Genomic DNA, 18,478 nt, shown 5'->3' with positions numbered 1-18,478 from the left:
CATCGGCACGGAGGGCGGATTTCCGCCTTTCACCAGTCCTTGCACGGCTTTTCCCATGTGAGGTCACGTTTCCAGGGAGCCGGGCCACCGGTGCGCACCTCGGCACCCGCCTCACACGTTCGGGGGCGCACCCTCGATCGGGCGTCCGAGCACACCGGGGCGTCGCTGCCACGGCCATGGCCCCGTGGGCGGCCGGTAGGCGACACCCAGGGCGTCAAGTCGGCGGTAGTGGGCGGCCATCCGCCTTTCGAAGCCCGCGAAGTCGCGGTCCGTGGGGGCGGGCAGGGCGCTCCAGGCAACCTCGGCGAAAGCCGCGAGCCGGGGGAACGTCTGGTAGTCCACGCGGGCCTGATCCTCCATCACCTCGGTCCAGACGTTGGCCTGGGTGCCGAGCACATGCCGCGCCAGATCCCCGGTGAGCTGCGGTGGAACCGGCTCGAAGCGGTAGACGTCCTCCAGGGTGCGCACATACCCGATGGGCACCGGCTCGTCCGGACCGCCGTCCTCTCGGAAGTTCAGGTACACCTGCTGCTCCGGGCACATGACGACGTCGTGTCCCGCCCGCGCGGCCGTGATGCCGCCCGCGTACCCGCGCCAGGAGGACACCGCCGCACCCGGTGCCAGGCCGCCCTCCAGGATCTCGTCCCAGCCGATGAGCCGACGGCCGCGGGCGGTGAGCCAGGCGTCGAAGTGCCGGATGAACCAGGACTGGAGTCCGTCCTCGTCGGAGAGCCCCAGTTCACTGATGCGCGCCTGGGCGATCGGGGATCGCCGCCACTGATCCTTGGCGCACTCGTCGCCGCCGACGTGGACGAAGGCCGAGGGGAACAGTTCCAGGACTTCCTCGAACACCCCTTCGTAGAACCGCAAGGTGTTGTCGGTGGGGGCGAGTACGTTCGTACAGACACCCCAGTTGTCCCAGACCGTGAGGGAGGCCGTGTCGATGACGTCGGAGTTGCCGAGTTCCGGATACGCGGCGATGGCCGCCTGGCTGTGCCCCGGAAGGTCGATCTCGGGGACGACGGCGATATGCCGCTCGGCCGCGTAGGCGACGATCTCGCGAATGTCGTCCTGTGTGTAGAAGCCTCCGTGCGGCTTCTCCTCCCACAGCGGCGAGGCCCGGTGGCCGAATTTCGTGCGCGCCCGCCAGGATCCGACCTCGGTGAGCTTCGGGTAACGCTTGATCTCCAGGCGCCAGCCCTGGTCGTCGGTGAGGTGGAAGTGGAAGACGTTGAGTTTGTGCGCGGCCATCAGATCCAGCTGGCGCAGGACTCCTTCCTTGGGCATGAAGTACCGGGCGACATCGAGCATCAAGCCGCGCCAGCGAAAGCGGGGCGAGTCCTGGATGCGCAGCAGCGGCAGCCGCCACCGTCGTCCCGGCAGGGGCGCGCGCCGGAAGGCGTCGGGGCCGAGCAACTGCCGTAGCGTCTGTGCACCCCAGAAGAGACCTGCGGGGCCGCCACCCACCAGATGCACGCCGGTCGGCGCGACCTCGAGGCGGTAGCCCTCCTCGCCGAGGTCCCCGGTGGCCGCCGGATCGATGGCGAGACGGATGACGCCGCCGTCCGCCCGCCCCGCCGGAAAGGGCAGGCCGGTGGCCGCACCCAGCGTGACGCGCAGCCAGTGTTCGGTGCGTTCCGTACCGTCGCCCGCGACCAGCCCCGTGGCGGGAGTCAAGTCGAGGAAACCGGGCCCGCAGGCCGTCACGAGGCGGGGCTCGGGAATCACGTCCGTCACGTCAGTCCTTTCAGTCCTTCACCGCTCCGCCCGGCCCCGAGACCGGCCGTCGCTGTACGAGTACGAAGAAGGCCGGCACCGGAATCGTCATCCCCCTCGACGCCGCCCCCGCACCGCCGCGGTCCGGCTGTCGCGTTTCTCTCGGCGCCGGCCGTGACGCAATTCCGCCCTCGTTTCCGGGCCACGTCGTCGATCACGTTTCTGATCGTCGGAGGGCGCCCGCGGAAGCCCTGGCGATTCCCCGCTTCTTCGTCATGCGGGACCTGTGGCGACCCACCACGCCGGGGTACCGCCCCCGCACCCGCACCGCGTTCTCGCCGCCCTTCGCGCTGCGGATGCAGCCGGGTTTTGCGAAGGCCGGATCGAAGGCCGGAACGGGCGAATTCCCGCTGCGCGGACACGCGCCGGAAGGAATCCGGCGACGGAGAGCTTCATGAAGCCCCCCCGAGAGTCGTTGCAGCATGCGCAATGACTGTTCTGCTCTGCACAACACAACGGAGGGTATGGACTGGATGAACCCGCTGACAACAGGCCTCGACCACTCTGTGGCCGGCCGGTACACCCCGTACGACGACCGCACGACGGACGAGGACGACAAAAGCCCCCGGGACGCGTCGGAACACGTCCCGGGGGCCCAGCGGTCGTCGCGCGGCGGGCCGGTCGGCTACTTGTCGCCGCCCTTGCCCTTGTCGCCGCTGCCCATGGACTCGTAGATCTCCTTGCACATGGGGCACACGGGGTACTTCTTCGGGTCGCGGCCCGGGACCCACACCTTGCCGCACAGCGCCACGACGGGCGTGCCGTCGAGGGCGCTCGCCATGATCTTGTCCTTCTGGACGTAGTGGGCGAAGCGCTCGTGGTCGCCGTCGCCGTGCGACACCTGCGGCGTCGGCTCAACGAGGGTCCCCGTACCAGTACCGCGCTCGGGCTCAAGAGTGCTCATACCGCCAAGAATACTGAAAGCCCCCACACATCAATTGAGCGAAGGGTCGTCGGGGTAGGTCGCCACCATCGCCAGCTCGCTGCGCTGACGGCGCAACACCTCCCGCCACAGCCTCTCCGGCTCCGGGGACGACACGTCGCCGGGCTCCGACTCGACGACGTACCACGCCCCTTCCACCAGTTCGTCCTCCAGCTGGCCGGGCCCCCAGCCCGCATACCCCGCGAAGATGCGCAGCGAGCCCAGCGCCTGGGCGAGCAGTTCGGGCGGGGCCTCCAGATCGACCAGGCCGATCGCTCCGTGCACCCGGCGCCAGCCGAGCGGGGCGTGTTCCGCGGAGCCACCGCCGGGGATCACCGCGACACCGAGCGCCGAGTCCAGCGACACCGGTCCGCCCTGGAATACGACACCGGGCTCGCCCGCGAGGTCCGCCCAGCCCTCCAGGACCTCGCCCACGTCCACGGGCGTGGGGCGATTGAGGACCACACCGAGCGAGCCCTCCTCGTCGTGGTCGAGGAGAAGCACCACAGCGCGGTCGAAGTTCGGGTCCGCCAGGGCGGGCGTGGCCACGAGCAGCCGCCCCGTGAGCGAGGACACCTCGGTCATGGCAGACATGATCCCGCATCTTGCCCCCGGATGGGGAGGCAATCGGGGTTACGCGGGTGAATGCGACCATGATCCGCAAGGGCGGCCCGGGAGGGGTCCGTCCACGCTAGGGCGGTAACCCCATGTGTCCGGTTACGAACAATTCGTGTTGTGGCAAAGCCATGACGTTGCTGGGCCCACCGGGGCTTACTGATGGGGGGTGGACGGCTATTACGCTTACGTCTTCGGCCCCCTGCCCAACTCCACGGAACGCGAGATTCATGACCGTCAACGACGATGTCCTGCTTGTCCACGGCGGAACCCCACTGGAGGGCGAAATCCGTGTCCGAGGTGCGAAGAACCTCGTACCGAAGGCCATGGTCGCCGCTCTGCTGGGCAGTGAGCCGAGCAGGCTGCGCAATGTCCCAGACATCCGCGACGTACGCGTCGTACGCGGGCTGCTGCAACTGCACGGCGTGACGGTCCGTCCGGGTGAGGAGCCCGGCGAACTGGTACTCGACCCGACGTACGTCGAGAGCGCCAACGTCGCCGACATCGACGCCCACGCCGGTTCGTCCCGGATCCCGATCCTGTTCTGCGGCCCGCTGCTGCACCGGCTCGGCCACGCCTCCATCCCCGGTCTCGGCGGCTGCGACATCGGCGGCCGGCCGATCGACTTCCACTTCGACGTGCTGCGGCAGTTCGGCGCGGTCATCGAGAAGCGCGCGGACGGCCAGTACCTGGAGGCCCCCAAGGGGCTGCGCGGTACGAAGATCCGGCTGCCGTACCCGTCCGTCGGCGCGACGGAGCAGGTGCTGCTGACGGCGGTGCTGGCCGAGGGCGTCACCGAGCTGTCGAACGCGGCCGTGGAGCCGGAGATCGAGGACCTCATCTGCGTTCTGCAGAAGATGGGCGCGATCATCGCGATGGACACCGACCGCACGATCCGCATCACCGGTGTGGACAAGCTGGGCGGCTACACCCACCGCGCTCTCCCGGACCGCCTGGAGGCCGCGTCCTGGGCGTCCGCCGCGCTCGCGACCGAGGGCAACATCTACGTCCGCGGCGCCCAGCAGCGGTCGATGATGACGTTCCTGAACACCTATCGCAAGGTGGGCGGCGCCTTCGAGATCGACGACGAGGGCATCCGCTTCTGGCACCCCGGCGGCGAACTGAAGTCCATCGCCCTGGAGACGGACGTGCACCCGGGCTTCCAGACGGACTGGCAGCAGCCGCTGGTGGTCGCCCTGACGCAGGCCACGGGCCTGTCGATCATCCACGAGACGGTCTACGAGTCCCGCCTCGGCTTCACTTCCGCGCTCAACCAGATGGGCGCGCACATCCAGCTCTACCGCGAGTGCCTCGGCGGCTCCGACTGCCGCTTCGGACAGCGCAACTTCCTCCACTCCGCGGTGGTTTCGGGCCCGACGAAGCTTCAGGGCGCGGACCTGGTCATCCCCGACCTCCGCGGCGGCTTCTCGTACCTGATCGCGGCACTGGCGGCACAGGGCACCTCCCGCGTGCACGGCATCGAGCTGATCAACCGCGGCTACGAGAACTTCATGGAGAAGCTGGTGGAACTGGGGGCCAAGGTCGAGCTGCCGGGCAAGGCCCTCGGCTGACGGCGGTCGCCCGCACACACGCGAGGGGCGGTCACCCGAACCGGGTGACCGCCCCTTTGGCCTTGGTGGGCCCGTACCCGGCCCGGGAAGCGTCACCGGGCCTCGTTACGCCGTCCCATGACGGGTACCGCCTCGTTACGCCGTCCCATGACGGGTACCCGCCTCGTTACGCCGTCCCATGACGGGCACGGCCTCGTACGCCGTCTCGTGACGGGCACGGCCTCGTACGCCGTCTCGTGACGGGCACGGCCTCGTACGCCGTCTCGTGACGGGCACGGCCTCGTACGCCGTCTCGTGACAGGTACGGCCTCGTACGCCGTCTCGTGACAGGTACGGCCTCGTACGCCGTCTCGTGGCGTACGACGGCAAGGTCACTTGCCCTTCGCGGCTTCCTTGAGCTTGGAGCCCGCGGAGACCTTCACGCTGTAGCCGGCCGGGATCTGGATGGGGTCGCCGGTCTGCGGGTTGCGCGCGGTGCGAGCGGCACGGTGGGTGCGCTCGAAGGTCAGGAAGCCAGGGATGGTGACCTTCTCGTCACCCTTGGCGACGACCTCGCCGACGGTCTCGGCGAACGCGGCCAGCACGGCGTCGGCGTCCTTGCGGGTCACCTCGGCGCGGTCGGCCAGCGCGGCCACCAGCTCACTGCGGTTCATGTTGTTACTCCCGTGTCTTTCTTGCCGTTAGGCGTGCCACGCGGCGGAGCCGCATGATGGGCACGGCGAAGCCGATGCTGCCAGGGTCCTCGATGAGGTCCCGGACCCGGGTCCGTCGTCAGACCCTCGCGCCCGAAGACGCATCCTGCCCCCACCTGCGGCGGGAAAGCCAATCCGGCACCCGCAGCAGCCGTGAGAACACCCGTGGGAGTCACGAGAACACCCGTGGGAGTCACACGAAAAGCGCCACTGCCTCACGGATGGTGACGCTCCGTCCGCCCGCGGCAACGGACCGCAGGGCCTGTGGGGTCCGAGCCTGGCCGCCACCCTAGGGGCGGCCAGGTGTCCCGGGTGCCGCGACGCGCCGGGCCGGGCCACCGTGGCGATGGTCACAGCCGCGGCCGGGTCGCGACGGTGGCGGCAGCCCCGGCAGAGGGCGCCGCCGGCGGGCGCCTACTCGGCCGCGAGCGGCTCCGCCGCCGCCTTCGCCGCGGCACGCACCGCTCCGGCGACCGCGCCCGCGACCTTGTCGTTGAACACGCTCGGAATGATGTAGTTCGGGTTCAGCTCGTCCTCGGTCACCACGTCCGCGAGGGCGCTCGCGGCGGCCAGCATCATGTCCGTGTTGACCGTGCGGGACTGGGCGTCCAGCAGACCGCGGAAGACGCCCGGGAACACCAGGACGTTGTTGATCTGGTTCGGGAAGTCGGAGCGGCCGGTGGCCACGACGGCCGCCGTCCGACGGGCGACCGCGGGGTCGACCTCGGGGTCCGGGTTCGCGAGTGCAAAAACGATCGCGCCCTTGGCCATGGCGGCGACGTCGGCGCCGTCGAGCACGTTCGGGGCGGAGACGCCGATGAAGACGTCGGCGCCGCGCGTGGCCTCCTTCAGCGTGCCGCTCAGGCCCTCGGGGTTGGTGTTGTCGGCGATCCAGCGCAGCGGCGAGTCCGCGGCGGCGTCCACCAGATCCTCGCGCCCGGCGTGCACGACGCCATGGATGTCGGCGACGACGGCGTTCTTCACGCCCGCCGCGAGCAGCAGCTTGAGGATGGCCGTACCGGCCGCGCCGGCACCCGACATGACGACGCGCACGCCGTCGATCGGCTTGCCCACCACGCGCAGTGCGTTGGTGAGGGCGGCGAGGACCACGATCGCGGTGCCGTGCTGGTCGTCGTGGAAGACGGGGATGTCGAGGGCCTCGCGCAGCCGCGCCTCGATCTCGAAGCAGCGGGGCGCGGAGATGTCCTCCAGGTTGATGCCGGCGAAGCCGGGGGCGATCGCCTTGACGATCTCGACGATGGCGTCGGTGTCCTGGGTGTCGAGGCAGATCGGCCAGGCGTCGATGCCGGCGAAGCGCTTGAAGAGGGCCGCCTTGCCCTCCATGACGGGAAGAGCGGCCTTCGGGCCGATGTTGCCGAGGCCGAGCACCGCGGAACCGTCCGTCACGACCGCAACGGAGTTGCGCTTGATCGTCAGACGGCGGGCGTCCTCCGGGTTCTCCGCGATCGCCATGCAGACGCGCGCCACACCCGGCGTGTAGATCATGGAGAGGTCGTCACGGTTGCGGATGGGGTGCTTGGCCTGCATCTCGATCTTGCCGCCGAGGTGCATGAGGAACGTACGGTCCGAGACCTTGCCCAGCGTGACGCCCTCGATGCCGCGCAACTCCTCGACGATCTCCTGCGCATGGGCCGTCGAGGTGGCGGCGATGGTGACGTCGATTCGGAGCTTCTCGTGGCCGGACGCGGTGACGTCGAGACCGGTCACCGAGCCTCCGGAGGACTCCACGGCCGTGGTGAGCTGGGAGACCGCGGTTCCGCTCGCGGGCACCTCCAGCCGGACCGTCATCGAGTAGGAGACGCTGGGCGCCGTTGCCATGGCCGACTTCCTCTGCTTTCACCGTGTCGCGAATTGCCGTCCGAATCGTCGCACCTACCGACGAGTACGTGGTAACCACGCCGGATTGCGAACGTTATGTTCGCCACCCGCCAGGAACTTTCGGAAAGGTGCATCCACCATACGAGAAGTGGCCATGCGACAGGCAGGGGGCGCGACGCCAACGCAAGAGGTCCGCGTCACAGATGACGCGGACCTCTCGGACGTTCAGGTCGAGGTTTCAGTGACACCGACCCGCCATGCTCGCCTCGCGGCAAGTGGTCGCTCGAAGCGACAAAGGTTGGGCCCGGGGGCTTGGATCGGGCCGGTGCCACCTCCAGGCTAACAAACAGATGCCGCAAGGCCATTCCCGTGCCGGGAGTTCACACAGCTGGAACCCTCCCGGCACCGTGCGGATCAGTCCCGCAACAGGTCCGGCACTCCGGCCGCGTCCGGCTCGTCCCGCTCGCCCGAGACGACTGTCAGCTGCTGCGTCGCCCGGGTCAGCGCCACGTACAGCACCCGCAGGCCCGCCGGGCTCTCGTCGGCGATCTCCGCGGGCGAGACGACGACCGTCGCGTCGTACTCCAGGCCCTTGGCCTCCAGGCTGCCGAGCGCCACGGCCCGGTCGCCGAGCCCGTCCAGCCAGCGAGCCGCCTCCGCGCGCCGGTTCATGGCGACGACGACGCCGACCGTGCCGTCCACGAGGCCGAGCAGCCGGACGGCCTCCGTGCGGACGGTCTCGCCGAGTGCGTTCCCCGCGACCGCGTAGCGCGGTTCCACGCCCGTGGAGCGGACGGCGGAGGGCGCCTCGGAGCCGGGCATGGCGAGCGCCAGCACCTTCGACGCCAGGTCGGCGATCTCGGCGGGGTTGCGGTAGTTGACCGTGAGCGTGAAGCGGCGGCGCGGACGCGTGCCCAGGGCCTCGTCGCGTGCCTCGGCCGCCTCGTCCGGGTCGGACCAGGACGACTGGGCGGGGTCGCCGACCACCGTCCAGGTCGCGTGCCGGCCGCGGCGCCCGATCATCCGCCACTGCATCGGCGTGAGGTCCTGTGCCTCGTCGACGATCACATGCGTGTACTCGGTCCGCTCCTGGGCGAGCCGCTCGGCGCGCTCGCGCTGCGACTCCTCGCGTACGGGCATCAGCTCCTCGAGGCCGGTCAGCTGGTCGAGCGGGTCCAGCTCGCGCTTCTTCCTCGGACGGGCCGGCAGGCCGAGGACGGCCTGGAGTTCGTCCAGCATGGCCACGTCGTGCACGGACAGCCCGTCCCGCTTCAGGGAACGCGCGACCCTGCGCACCTCGCCGGGGGTGAGGATCCGCCGCGCCAGGCGGCCGAGCCACTTCTCGTCGGCCATCGCGTCCAGGACGGCCCGCGGGGTCAGCTCGGGCCACCAGGCGTTCAGGAAGGCGATGAAGGGGTCCTCGGAGGTGATGTCCTCGTCGAAGGAGGAGCGCAGCTCGGCGGCCAGTTCGGGGTCGCTGTGCCGGGAGGCCGCGCCGGAGCGCGCCCACAGGGCGTCCAGGAGCAGCTTGCGGGCGCGCGGACGCAGCAGGTTCACCGGGGCCGTGCCGCTCAGGGCGGCGCGCCGGATGCGCTCCAGTTCGTCGGCCTCCAGTTCGAGGCGGCGGCCGAAGGCGACGACCCTGAGCCGGGTCGGGACGTCGCCGCGCTCCAGGGCTCCGCGCGCGGCCTTCCGCAGCACCTTGAGCATGCGGTACGAGCCCTTGGCGCGGGCCGTCGACGGGGAGTCGTACAGGGTGGCCTCGGCGCCGTCGACGAGCGAGCCGACGGCGCGGATGGCGACCTGGCCCTCCTCGCCGAGGGACGGCAGCACGCCCTCGGTGTACGCGACCAGCAACGGGGTGGGCGAGACGATCAGGATGCCGCCCGCGTATCGGCGCCGGTCCTGGTAGAGGAGGTAGGCGGCCCGGTGCAGGGCCACGGCCGTCTTGCCGGTGCCGGGGCCGCCCTCGACGTAGGTCACGGAGGCGGCGGGGGCGCGGATCACAAGGTCCTGCTCGGCCTGGATCGACGCCACGATGTCCCGCATGGTGTGGGTGCGCGCCTGGCCGAGGGCGGCCATCAGAGCGCCGTCGCCGATCACCGGCAGCTCGCGGCCGTCGAGGGTCGCCTTCAGCTCAGGGCGCATCAGGTCGTCCTCGACGCCGAGCACCCGGCGGCCCTTGGAGCGGATGACCCGGCGGCGCACGACCCGCCCGGGGTCGACCGGCGTGGAGCGGTAGAAGGGGGCCGCGGCGGGCGCGCGCCAGTCGATGACCAGGGGCGCGTACTCCTCGTCGAGGACGCCGATACGGCCGATATGCAGGGTCTCGGCGATGTCGGCGGTGTTGTCGGGACGCACCGCGCCCTCGGCGGGCTCGATGGCCGTGTACGCACCGTCCGGCCCCTTCTTGCCGTCCCTGCCGAGCAGCAGGTCGATCCGGCCGAAGAGGAAGTCCTCGAACTCGTTGTTGAGCCGGTTGAGGTGGACGCTCGCCCTGAACACCTGTGCGTCACGCTCGGCGAGCGCCCCCGGCGTACCCACCTGGCCGCGTTTGGACGCGTCGCTCATCAGGAACTCCGCCTCGTGGATCTTCTCCTCGAGGCGCCGGTACACCCGGTCGAGGTGTTCCTGTTCGACGCTGATCTCCCGGTCGCGGAGCGAGTCGTGTGCGGACTTGCCGACCGGGCCGAGCGCGGTTTCCTGTTGAACCTGAGCGGCCACCGGGCCCCCTTCTGACGTGCTGAGCAGCCGTCTACCGTACGCGAAGGGAGCCCGGGGAGGCTACGGAGATGCTCTGTCCCGGCGCCGGTCGGCCCGCGGCGTGCCCGCCCCAGCGCCGCAAAAGACGCCCGGACACGTGCGCGAACGCCTATGCGTTCACCTTTACCAGCCGCTTCCCGTCGAAGGTCATGACCTCGAAGTGGTCGATCTGGTTCGGTGTGAAGGCGGCACCGCCGTGCACGTAGAGCGGGTTCTTCGCCTCGTCCGTCGTGGTGTCAGGGCGGCCGTAGCCCCACGCCGGGACGGCCCACGAGGTGACCGTCTCCCGTTCGCCGTTCTTGCCGACGGCGATCAGGGAGCACTTGAGCGGGCCCTGGACGTTCTTCAGCTGGAGTACGGCGTCGGTGCCCCAGTGCCTGGCCTCCATCGCGACAACGGCGTCGACCTTGGTGTTCGGGTCGGTCGCCGCGTGTTTGTCGGTCATGGCCTGGAAGGCCGCCCGGGCGGGGCCGGCGGCCGTCGGGTCGGCGCTGCCGCTGCCGCCGCCGTTCACCGCCAGCGCGGTGAGCGGTCCGCCGATGATCAGTGCGGCGGCCGCCGCCACGAGGTAGAAGCCGCGCCGCCGCTTGCGGGCGCGTCGCTCGGAGACCTCGCCGACCAGCCCTTCGACCAACCGTGAGCCGGGCTTCGTGGACAGGGACTCGCCGATGGCAGGGGTGCCTTGGTTGCCGGGCAGGTCCGCGATCGCGGCCAGCATCGGCTCCATGCCCGCGAGGTCGTCGAGTTGCCGGGCGCACCAGTCGCAGGTGGCGAGGTGCGCCTCGAAGGCCGTCGCCTCGGCGTCGTCCAGGATCCCGAGGGCGTAGGCGCCGACGGTTTCGTGGATGTCGCCCTGTTCCTGTGGACCTTGGACGGCGCCCGGGCCACCGGTGCCGAATCCGTTGTGCGTATCGCTCATGCCGTCACCCCCCGCTCCTCCAGTGCGAGCTTCATCGACCGCAGGGCATAGAACACCCTGGAGCGCACCGTTCCGCTGGGGATACCGAGCCGCTGAGCCGCCTCGTTGACCGTACGCCCTTTGAAGTACGTCTCGACCAGGGCCTCCCGGTGAGCCGGGGTCAGGTCGTCCAGCGCGTCCGACAGTGTCATCAGCCATAACGCCTTGTCGATCTCGTCCTCCGCGGGTATGTCCTCCAGCGACGACGGGTCGACCTCCTGGGGCCGGGCCTGCCGGCTGCGGTGGCCGTCGATGACGATGCGCCGGGCGACCGTCACCAGCCAGGGGCGTACCGAACCGGTCGCCCGGTTGAGCTGACCGGCGTTCTTCCAGGCGCGGATGAGTGTCTCCTGCACGACGTCCTCGGCGCGCTGCCGGTCGCCCGCGACCAGGCGCAGCACATAGGCGAGCAGGGGTCCCGCGTGCTCCTGGTACAGGGCCCGCATCAGCTCTTCGTCGGGCCCTCTCGACGAGGACGCGGGGGCCGAGGCCATGCGATGTCGGACCCTTGGCCCTTGTCCATCAGCCACGGCGGAATCCTTGCGCACCCCTACCTCCGGTGTCCGAAAGTTCCCTCAGCCGGTCGCTCATATCCGGGTACGCAGACCGAAGCCGCCATGTTCAAAGCAAGACCACGATTTCTCGGGCGATGTGGGGAATCCCGCGCCCCGGCAGCCGTCTCTCCGCCCACGGGACATACGGCTGCGGAACCGGGCCCCCCCTCGGCGTCGGCTCGCCGTGCCGGACCGCCTGCCCTCTCCGCCGCGCGTTACCGGATGCGGCGTTCGGCGCCCGGCGGGGCCGCGCCCAGCGCCAGTGCCGTCCGGCGCCGGTGGCGGGCCACCCGCTCACGGTTGCCGCACACCTCGCTGGAGCACCAGCGGCGGCGCCTGCCGCGGGACGTGTCCAGGTAGACGAGGGGGCAGTTGTAGCCCTCGCACTGCCGCAGGCCCACCCGGGCCCCGGGATCCGTCAGCAGTTCGATCGCCTCGCGGGCCACCGCGGCCAGCAGTTCCTCGCACCCGGGCAGCGGGCGCAGCCGCCGTACCAGCCCGCCGTCCGCGCCACGGACCGCGCAGAGCGCGGGCGGCGCCTGCCGCGCCGCCGCGTTGACCCGCGCCAGTGCCCCGTCCGCCGGCCGTCCCTCCAGTTCTGCGCGTACCAACTGCCCTATGTTGCCGCGCAGTTCACGAAAGGCCGGTAGCCAGCCCGGGTCCGCCCCGGCCAGCGGCGTGCCCGCCGGGACCAGCCCGGAGCCGGTGATCCATGCGCGCAGCCGGTCCAACGAGTCGAGTCGTTCACCGGGATGCGTCGTCGCCAATAAGTCCAGGCAGATCCGCCCGGAGTCGAACCGCAGATCGTATGGGGCTGTGGGGGAGCCCAATGCCATGCGCCTGTCACCGCCTTGGAGTTGCCGCCGCGAGAGCGACGGCCGGTGAGGTCCTGTGGGGGGAGTACCCCCCTACAGTGCCCGCCCCCCACGCCGGCGGGAAGGGCCCGTACGCCCCGCCTCCCCCGTGGACGCACGCCGACGCGGACGCGCTCCGGTCTCGCCGGTCCGAACCGGCCGCCGGGGCCGGTCTCTCCCGGAGAGACCGGCCCCGAACGCTTCTGACGTCGGTGCGCGCCGTCCCTGGGCCCGTGCTGTGACCGGACTGGATCGCGAGGACGCCGAGCCACGCCATGACCGTCTTCTGTTTCGGGCCGAAGACCACGCCGTACAGCAGGAAGACGTCGATGAAGGGGGCCACCAGCGGGGCCACCGCCAGGAACAGCGACACCAGCGGCAGGCCGACCCGGCCGAAGCCAAGTCCGGATACTCATGCCCACGTCCGGATCTTCACGACGCCCGCGACCGGGTCTCCATGAAGTCCGCATCAATGGCCGGAATCCATCCATCGGCGGGACGGCCCAACCACTGTTCCGCGGCCGCGGCCTCGGCCGACGCCCGTCGAAGCGCATCGATTCCGGGGTGTGTCAGGCCCTTCCGCCACACCAGCGACACGGGGGACAGCGGGACGGGGTCGACGAGCGGACGCAGCACCGTCCGGGGCAGGGCCGGGAAGTCCACCACGGCGAGGATCGGGTGCCGTGTTCTCGCCATGAGCCGCTGGAACTCCTCCTCCCCGACGGCCAGCGGCGCCGGTGGCGCCACACGGACACCGCGCCCCGCGAAGAGCCGGTGCGCGAGGTCGGTCCACTCCGGTGTGCGCGGATTACCGGCGCCGGCGTACACGGCCTCCCCGGCCAGCGCGTCCAGCGGCACCGCCGCCAGCGACGCCAGACGGTGGTCCTCGGGTAGGACGACCGCCATCGGCTCGTATCGCACAGGCTGATGATCGAGGCCTGCCCGCAGCGCCGGGGCGAGGCCCGCGAACCGGCCGAACGACGCATCCAGCCGGCCCGCGAGCAGTTCGACGGCAGCGCCCGTCAGACCACTCTCGTAGCGGGCCATCAGCTCCTGCTCCGGGGCGAGTTCGCGGGCCCGCAGCAGCACCCGGCGACCTGTGACCAGGCCCGGGGAGTTCAGGTCCACCAGCAAGGGGCGCCCCTGCCCGAAGGCGGCGAGCAGTTCGTCCTGCGCGTCGAGGACCCGGCGCGCGTACGGCAGCAGCCGCTCGCCGTCGGGCGCCAGCGTCACCTGCCGGGTGGTCCGCACGAACAGCTCGGCGCCCAACTCCCGCTCCAGCCTGCGGATATCGCGGCTGAGCGCCTGCTGGGCCACAAAGAGGCGGGCGGCGGCGCGAGTGAAGTGCAATTCCTCGGCGACGGCGAGGAAGGCACACAGAAGACGGGGGTCGACGGTGCCGGGGTGCGCGGACATTCGCCCGAACTTACAACCCTGGTGAGTCAATCGCCACGGAATAGGTGTTGGACCGCGGGCCGGGGGCGGGCGACGGTGAGCGCATGCCGCAACCGTCCTCCGGCAGGGCCGCCGCACCCCTGCTCACCGTCACTCAAGACACCCTGGTCATCGCCGACTTCACTCCCCGGCACCGGCCCCCCGCCGAACCCGGCCCGTACCGCCGCCTCTTCGTCCTGCCCGGCACGCGTGCCTTCACCATCGGGAACCTCATCGCCCGTCTGCCCATCGGCATGTTCAGCGTGAGCGCCGTCATCATGATCGCCGCTTCCCGGGGTTCGTACGCGCTCGCCGGTTCCGTCACCGCCACCGGTCTGGCGGCGACGGCCGCGGTCGCCCCCTGGGTGGCACGCCTCGTCGACCGTTACGGACAGGCCCGGATCGCCCTCCCGGCAACGGTGTTCGCGCTGCTCGGCACGGTGGCTCTCCTTCTGTGCGTGCACTACGACGCCCCGGACTGGACCCTCTTCGCCGCCTACGCCGCCACCGCCACGACCCCCAATATCGGCGGCATGTCGCGCGCCCGCTGGGCCCACCTGCTAGGGAACGACTCGAACGCCCTGCACACCGCGAACGCCTTCGAACAGGCCGCGGACGAGCTGTGCTTCATGCTGGGCCCAGCGCTCGCCGCCTTCCTCTGCGGCGCCCTGTTCCCCGAGGCCGGCATGCTGACCGGGGGGATCCTGCTGATGGCGGGCATGCTGCTGTTCACGGCCCGGCGCTCGACGGAGCCTCCGCCGAGCCGGCACACGACAGCGGCGCCCCCGCTGCGCGCCCCCGGCATGCCCCCGCTCCTACTCGGCCTCCTCGCCACGGGTGGTGTCTTCGGCTCGATGGAGGTCGTCACCATCTCGTTCGCGGATGCACAGGGTCACCGGTCCGCGGCGGGTGTCGTCCTCGCGCTGCAGGCGGCGGGGTCGTGCGTCGCCGGTCTGGTGTACGGCGCGCTGAAGCCGTCCGGTCCCACCGAACGCCGCTACCCGTGGTGCCTCGCGGCCATGGCGGCCCTGATGGCCCTGCCCCTGCTCGCGGCCCGGACCACCGGCTCCCTCGTCATCCTGGCCCCCGCCCTGCTCATCGCGGGGATGGCCACCGCCCCCACCATGGTCACCGCGACGACCCTGGTCCAGCAGCGCACCCCCGAGGGCCGGCTGAACGAAGGGATGACCCTCGCCGTCACCGGACTGTTGGGCGGCATCGCCTGCGGCAGCGCCGCCGGCGGCTGGATGGCGGAGCGCCTGTCCCCGGTGGCCGGATTCGCCCTGCCGACAGCCGCGGCGGCCCTCGCCCTGCTGATCGCGCTCGGCTACGGGTACGCCGCGCGCCACACACGGCCGTAAGCCGTTCACGTCGAGTCCGATCCGAGCACATTGTGTCGTCCACGGCGTTGCCGTCCGCTCCCACCAGTACCGTGGGCAGCAGGGAGCACACACCGAAGGAGCCTCGCGTGACCACCCAGCCTGATCACGGGCATGAGCTGATCCCTCGACCGGAACAGACCCCCGAGGCCGTCCGTGTCGCGCTCGCCCGTGTCGCCCCCCACCGGCTCAGCGATATGGAGCGGCACAAGGAGCAGGCGATCGCCGCCGCCATCGCGGACGGAAAGATCGGCCATCTCCAGCACTGGCTCACCTACTGGCGCGCACAGGTCGAGATCGAACGCCGCCCCGACCTGTCCGCCCGCTACCGCGCCGCACTCACTGCGGTGCACGGGACGAACAGCAAAGACGACCCCGCCTTCCGGTCCGGGATGAACGACCTGGCCGCCGTCGAGGCGGAAGCCCGGCGGGCGGTGTCCGCGTGACCTGGGAATGGGAGTACGACCCGAACGAGCAGCATGTCGCGGGCGACGCCCCTCCCGCATTCCTCGCCGAGGTCGAGAAGAAGGCCGACGAACTGATCCGTGCCGCGGCTTTTACCTCGACGGTACGACCTACCAGGGAGAGGGGCCGAAGGGAGGCTTCGCCGATGTGGCCGGAGGCTTCTTCAACTATCTGATCGTCCCCGGCACGAACGGCTCTACATCATGCAGGTGACCTTCCTCTGACCCGCATATCCGGCACGGTCCAAAGGCCGCATCGGCTCTCCGGACTCGGAGCCCGGGACTCGTCGGAAAGGCGAAGGCCCCGCTGCCCGAAAGCAGCGGGGCCTTTGCCCACATGGGTTGAGGAGGTTGGGAGACCTCCCGATCGTGGAGATGGCGGGAATCGAACCCGCGTCCAACGGTGCGGAACCAGGGCTTCTCCGTGTGCAGTCCGCTTCGATTTTCTCGGCCCCGGAGATCACGCGGACAAGTCTCCGACGGGCTCAGTCACTGTTTGGTTTCCCTCTTCACCCCGTGACCGGGATCAAGGTTTAGTCCCCTAGCTGATGCCAGGATCCGGGTCGGGAACAGCCCCGGGCTGACACTTCGCAAGTCGCTACTTAGGCAGCGAGGGCGAAGGAATCGCGCTTGGTGTTGGCGATTATTGTTTGCGACATATGGTTTACGAGATCATTGCCGCTTCCTCGACACGCTTCCCCTGCTTCGACAGCCGCTGTCGAAACCGATCATCCCCATGTTGTGTTTTCAATGCACACACCGGGTTCAACCGGTGTTGGCGCCATCGTACGTGACCAGCCCGCGCCGATGCCACCGTATTCCCGGGCTACGCGCCGCGCTGCCTCCGCTTCGCCGCCGCGATCGCGCGGTCCGACTCGCGCCGGTCCTGCTTCTCCCGCAGGGTCTGACGCTTGTCGTACTCCTTCTTTCCTCGTGCGAGCGCGATCTCGGCCTTCGCACGGCCGTCCCTGAAGTACAGGGCGAGCGGCACGATGGTGTGACCCGTCTCCTGGGCCTTGGACTCCAGCTTGTCGATCTCCTCGCGGTGCAGCAGCAGCTTGCGCTTGCGGCGCGCGGAGTGGTTGGTCCAGCTCCCCTGGTGGTACTCGGGGATGTGGGCATTGTGCAGCCACGCCTCGCCCCGGTCGATCTGGACGAAGCCGTCGGTCAGCGAGGTCCGTCCCTCGCGCAGCGACTTGACCTCGGTGCCGGTGAGCACGAGCCCGGCCTCGTAGGTGTCGATGATCGCGTAGTCGTGCCGGGCCTTCTTGTTCTGGGCGACGATCTTGCGCTTGCCGCCCTTCTCGCCGTCCCTGGCCTTGCCGGCCCCGCCGCCCTGCTTGGGCTGGGACTCCTTGGGTACGTACATTCCCTTGCTCATAGTGCCGTCCATTTTCGCACTACGGACGGGGTTCGAGGGAAGTCGATTATCTAGGCGGCCGGATGATCCTAAGAGTCGTCGCCCAGGCCGCGGAGCACCCTCTCGGCCCGCTCCAGGGCGTCGCCGTCGGCGTCCAGGTCCGGGGTGATGCCCCGGCCGTCGACGCTGTGACCCGAAGGGGTGCGGTAGTGCCCGACGGTCAGCTCGGCGACGGAGCCGTCGGGCAGGCGGTTCGGCATCTGGATCGAGCCCTTGCCGAAGGTGCGGGTGCCCACGACCACGGCCCGGCCGCGGTCCTGGAGGGCACCGGTGAGCAGTTCGGCCGCGCTCATCGTGCCGCCGTCGACGAGCGCGACCAGGGGTCTGATGGTGTCGCCGCCCGGGGCGGAGTGCAGGGCACGCTGCTCGCCGCCCGCGTCGTATGTCGCCACGAGCCCCCCGTCGAGGAAGGCGGACGCGGAGGTGACGGCCTCGACGACCAGGCCGCCGGAGTTGCCGCGCAGGTCCAGGATGATCCCGGCACCCCTGGGCGCGGTGGCGACCGCGTCGCGTACGCGGGCGCCGGAGCCCTTGGTGAAGGCGGCGACCCTGATCACGGTGACCCTGCCGGTGAGCCGGTGCACGGTCACCGGGTCGGTGGACAGCCGGGCCCGGCGCAGTACCTCGCTCCACGCGTGGGTGCCGCGCTGGAGGCCTAGGTGGACCCGGGTGCCGACGGGCGCGTCCTCGGCGTCACCGCGCAGCAGGGAGACGACCTCGGTGATGGGCCTGCCGTCGACGTCCTCGCCGTCGACGCTGCGCAGTCGGTCGCCCGCGCGGATTCCGGCGGCGGACGCCGGCGAGCCGGACTGCACTCCGGTCACTTCGATCCGGCCGTTGCGCTCCCGCCGGGCGGACAGTCCCACCCCGGTGTACCGGCCGTCGAGGGCCTCCTCGAACTCCTGGTACTCGTCTTGGGAGTAGACGGCGCCCCAGCGGTCGCCGTTGCGGCTGACGGCGCGCTCCGCGGCCTCCATCGGGGACTTGCCGTCGGCCATCGCCCGCGCGGCCGCCGCGGTGACGTCCTCGTCGTGGCGGGTCTGGGCCACCGGCTTGGCGGAGGGGTTCTTCCGGTCGGATCCGTCGAACGATCCGGTCGCGGCGCCGGTGACGAGGACGCTCGCGAAGACCAGGGTCAGCGCGGCCCCGTGACGGGTGCGGCGGGGCTGACGGAACAGGTCGCGGCCGGACATGGCGGTGAGTCTAGTGCCCCGGCAGGCAACGTTTGCCCGTCAAG

General features: G+C 70.6%; 15 protein-coding genes, 1 other RNA gene and 1 pseudogene. 3 read left to right on the top strand and 14 right to left on the bottom strand.

Annotated features, from left to right (window positions below):
• Window positions 1–111 precede the first annotated feature (111 nt).
• The 4 genes and pseudogenes from BIV24_RS24145 to BIV24_RS24135 form a co-directional block, all read right to left on the bottom strand.
• Entirely contained in the window at window positions 112–1,737 is a 1,626-nt protein-coding gene (locus BIV24_RS24145; RefSeq protein WP_071368528.1) for a beta-N-acetylhexosaminidase, read from the bottom strand.
• 10 nt (window positions 1,738–1,747) lie between these two features.
• A pseudogene (locus BIV24_RS35645) lies at window positions 1,748–1,864 on the bottom strand (carbohydrate ABC transporter permease); the annotation flags it as partial.
• Between the two features lie 537 nt (window positions 1,865–2,401).
• Window positions 2,402–2,680: a DUF3039 domain-containing protein gene (locus BIV24_RS24140; protein WP_079168490.1), complete on the bottom strand. Its 279-nt coding sequence runs from the start codon at window positions 2,678–2,680 to the stop codon at window positions 2,402–2,404.
• 30 nt (window positions 2,681–2,710) lie between these two features.
• Window positions 2,711–3,283 carry a YqgE/AlgH family protein gene (locus tag BIV24_RS24135; RefSeq protein ID WP_071368526.1) on the bottom strand — a complete coding sequence of 191 codons (573 nt, stop codon included), beginning with the start codon at window positions 3,281–3,283 and terminating at the stop codon, window positions 2,711–2,713.
• 260 nt (window positions 3,284–3,543) lie between these two features.
• Between BIV24_RS24135 and murA the strand changes: the two genes are divergently transcribed.
• Window positions 3,544–4,884 carry a UDP-N-acetylglucosamine 1-carboxyvinyltransferase gene (murA, locus tag BIV24_RS24130; RefSeq protein ID WP_071368525.1) on the top strand — a complete coding sequence of 447 codons (1,341 nt, stop codon included), beginning with the start codon at window positions 3,544–3,546 and terminating at the stop codon, window positions 4,882–4,884.
• Between the two features lie 371 nt (window positions 4,885–5,255).
• Here murA and BIV24_RS24125 read toward each other — a convergent pair whose 3' ends face one another.
• The 7 genes from BIV24_RS24125 to BIV24_RS24090 all read right to left on the bottom strand — a co-directional run bounded on the left by BIV24_RS24125 (window position 5,256) and on the right by BIV24_RS24090 (window position 13,960).
• On the bottom strand, window positions 5,256–5,537 hold the full coding sequence (locus BIV24_RS24125) for an HU family DNA-binding protein (RefSeq protein ID WP_007498188.1): 282 nt from the start codon (window positions 5,535–5,537) through the stop codon (window positions 5,256–5,258).
• A 453-nt stretch (window positions 5,538–5,990) separates the two neighbouring features.
• Window positions 5,991–7,415, bottom strand: a complete 1,425-nt coding sequence (locus BIV24_RS24120; RefSeq protein ID WP_071368524.1) for an NAD-dependent malic enzyme — start codon at window positions 7,413–7,415, stop codon at window positions 5,991–5,993.
• A 414-nt stretch (window positions 7,416–7,829) separates the two neighbouring features.
• A complete protein-coding gene (locus tag BIV24_RS24115) occupies window positions 7,830–10,139 on the bottom strand; it encodes a HelD family protein (protein ID WP_071368523.1) in 2,310 nt (769 codons plus the stop codon).
• Between the two features lie 148 nt (window positions 10,140–10,287).
• Complete coding sequence (locus BIV24_RS24110) at window positions 10,288–11,097, bottom strand: zf-HC2 domain-containing protein (RefSeq protein WP_079168489.1); 810 nt, start codon at window positions 11,095–11,097, stop codon at window positions 10,288–10,290.
• Entirely contained in the window at window positions 11,094–11,630 is a 537-nt protein-coding gene (locus tag BIV24_RS24105; RefSeq protein WP_079168488.1) for a sigma-70 family RNA polymerase sigma factor, read from the bottom strand. The genes BIV24_RS24110 and BIV24_RS24105 overlap by 4 nt, the downstream gene beginning before the upstream one ends.
• A gap of 275 nt (window positions 11,631–11,905) precedes the next feature.
• On the bottom strand, window positions 11,906–12,526 hold the full coding sequence (locus BIV24_RS24100; protein ID WP_071368521.1) for a CGNR zinc finger domain-containing protein: 621 nt from the start codon (window positions 12,524–12,526) through the stop codon (window positions 11,906–11,908).
• 450 nt (window positions 12,527–12,976) lie between these two features.
• Window positions 12,977–13,960, bottom strand: coding sequence for a LysR family transcriptional regulator (locus tag BIV24_RS24090; RefSeq protein WP_071368519.1), 984 nt, complete (start codon window positions 13,958–13,960; stop codon window positions 12,977–12,979).
• A gap of 83 nt (window positions 13,961–14,043) precedes the next feature.
• Between BIV24_RS24090 and BIV24_RS24085 the strand changes: the two genes are divergently transcribed.
• Window positions 14,044–15,339 (top strand): MFS transporter, encoded by a 1,296-nt coding sequence (locus BIV24_RS24085; RefSeq protein WP_071368538.1) that lies wholly within the window; start codon window positions 14,044–14,046, stop codon window positions 15,337–15,339.
• A 107-nt stretch (window positions 15,340–15,446) separates the two neighbouring features.
• Complete coding sequence (locus BIV24_RS24080) at window positions 15,447–15,803, top strand: hypothetical protein (RefSeq protein ID WP_079168487.1); 357 nt, start codon at window positions 15,447–15,449, stop codon at window positions 15,801–15,803.
• Window positions 15,804–16,188: 385 nt separating this feature from the next.
• Here BIV24_RS24080 and ssrA read toward each other — a convergent pair.
• The 3 genes from ssrA to BIV24_RS24065 form a co-directional block, all read right to left on the bottom strand.
• Window positions 16,189–16,557: a transfer-messenger RNA gene (gene ssrA, locus BIV24_RS24075) on the bottom strand.
• 90 nt (window positions 16,558–16,647) lie between these two features.
• Complete coding sequence (gene smpB, locus BIV24_RS24070; protein WP_071368518.1) at window positions 16,648–17,190, bottom strand: SsrA-binding protein SmpB; 543 nt, start codon at window positions 17,188–17,190, stop codon at window positions 16,648–16,650.
• 80 nt (window positions 17,191–17,270) lie between these two features.
• Entirely contained in the window at window positions 17,271–18,434 is a 1,164-nt protein-coding gene (locus tag BIV24_RS24065; RefSeq protein ID WP_071368517.1) for a S41 family peptidase, read from the bottom strand.
• Window positions 18,435–18,478: the final 44 nt, after the last annotated feature.

This window comes from Streptomyces colonosanans, assembly GCF_001866645.1.
Classification (GTDB): Bacteria; Actinomycetota; Actinomycetes; order Streptomycetales; family Streptomycetaceae; genus Streptomyces; species Streptomyces colonosanans.
Note: the sequence above shows the minus strand (reverse complement) of the source record. Positions and strands in the feature narration are given on the sequence as shown.

Excerpts from the sequence above, each read along its gene's own strand:
- BIV24_RS24140 (WP_079168490.1), bottom strand. The coding sequence starts at position 2,680 with ATGAGCACTCTTGAGCCCGAGCGCGGTACTGGTACGGGGACCCTCGTT.
- BIV24_RS24135 (WP_071368526.1), bottom strand. The coding sequence starts at position 3,283 with ATGACCGAGGTGTCCTCGCTCACGGGGCGGCTGCTCGTGGCCACGCCC.
- murA (WP_071368525.1), top strand. The coding sequence starts at position 3,544 with ATGACCGTCAACGACGATGTCCTGCTTGTCCACGGCGGAACCCCACTG.
- BIV24_RS24125 (WP_007498188.1), bottom strand. The coding sequence starts at position 5,537 with ATGAACCGCAGTGAGCTGGTGGCCGCGCTGGCCGACCGCGCCGAGGTG.
- BIV24_RS24120 (WP_071368524.1), bottom strand. The coding sequence starts at position 7,415 with ATGGCAACGGCGCCCAGCGTCTCCTACTCGATGACGGTCCGGCTGGAG.
- BIV24_RS24110 (WP_079168489.1), bottom strand. The coding sequence starts at position 11,097 with ATGAGCGATACGCACAACGGATTCGGCACCGGTGGCCCGGGCGCCGTC.
- BIV24_RS24105 (WP_079168488.1), bottom strand. The coding sequence starts at position 11,630 with ATGGCCTCGGCCCCCGCGTCCTCGTCGAGAGGGCCCGACGAAGAGCTG.
- BIV24_RS24100 (WP_071368521.1), bottom strand. The coding sequence starts at position 12,526 with ATGGCATTGGGCTCCCCCACAGCCCCATACGATCTGCGGTTCGACTCC.
- BIV24_RS24090 (WP_071368519.1), bottom strand. The coding sequence starts at position 13,960 with ATGTCCGCGCACCCCGGCACCGTCGACCCCCGTCTTCTGTGTGCCTTC.
- BIV24_RS24085 (WP_071368538.1), top strand. The coding sequence starts at position 14,044 with ATGCCGCAACCGTCCTCCGGCAGGGCCGCCGCACCCCTGCTCACCGTC.
- smpB (WP_071368518.1), bottom strand. The coding sequence starts at position 17,190 with ATGTACGTACCCAAGGAGTCCCAGCCCAAGCAGGGCGGCGGGGCCGGC.
- BIV24_RS24065 (WP_071368517.1), bottom strand. The coding sequence starts at position 18,434 with ATGTCCGGCCGCGACCTGTTCCGTCAGCCCCGCCGCACCCGTCACGGG.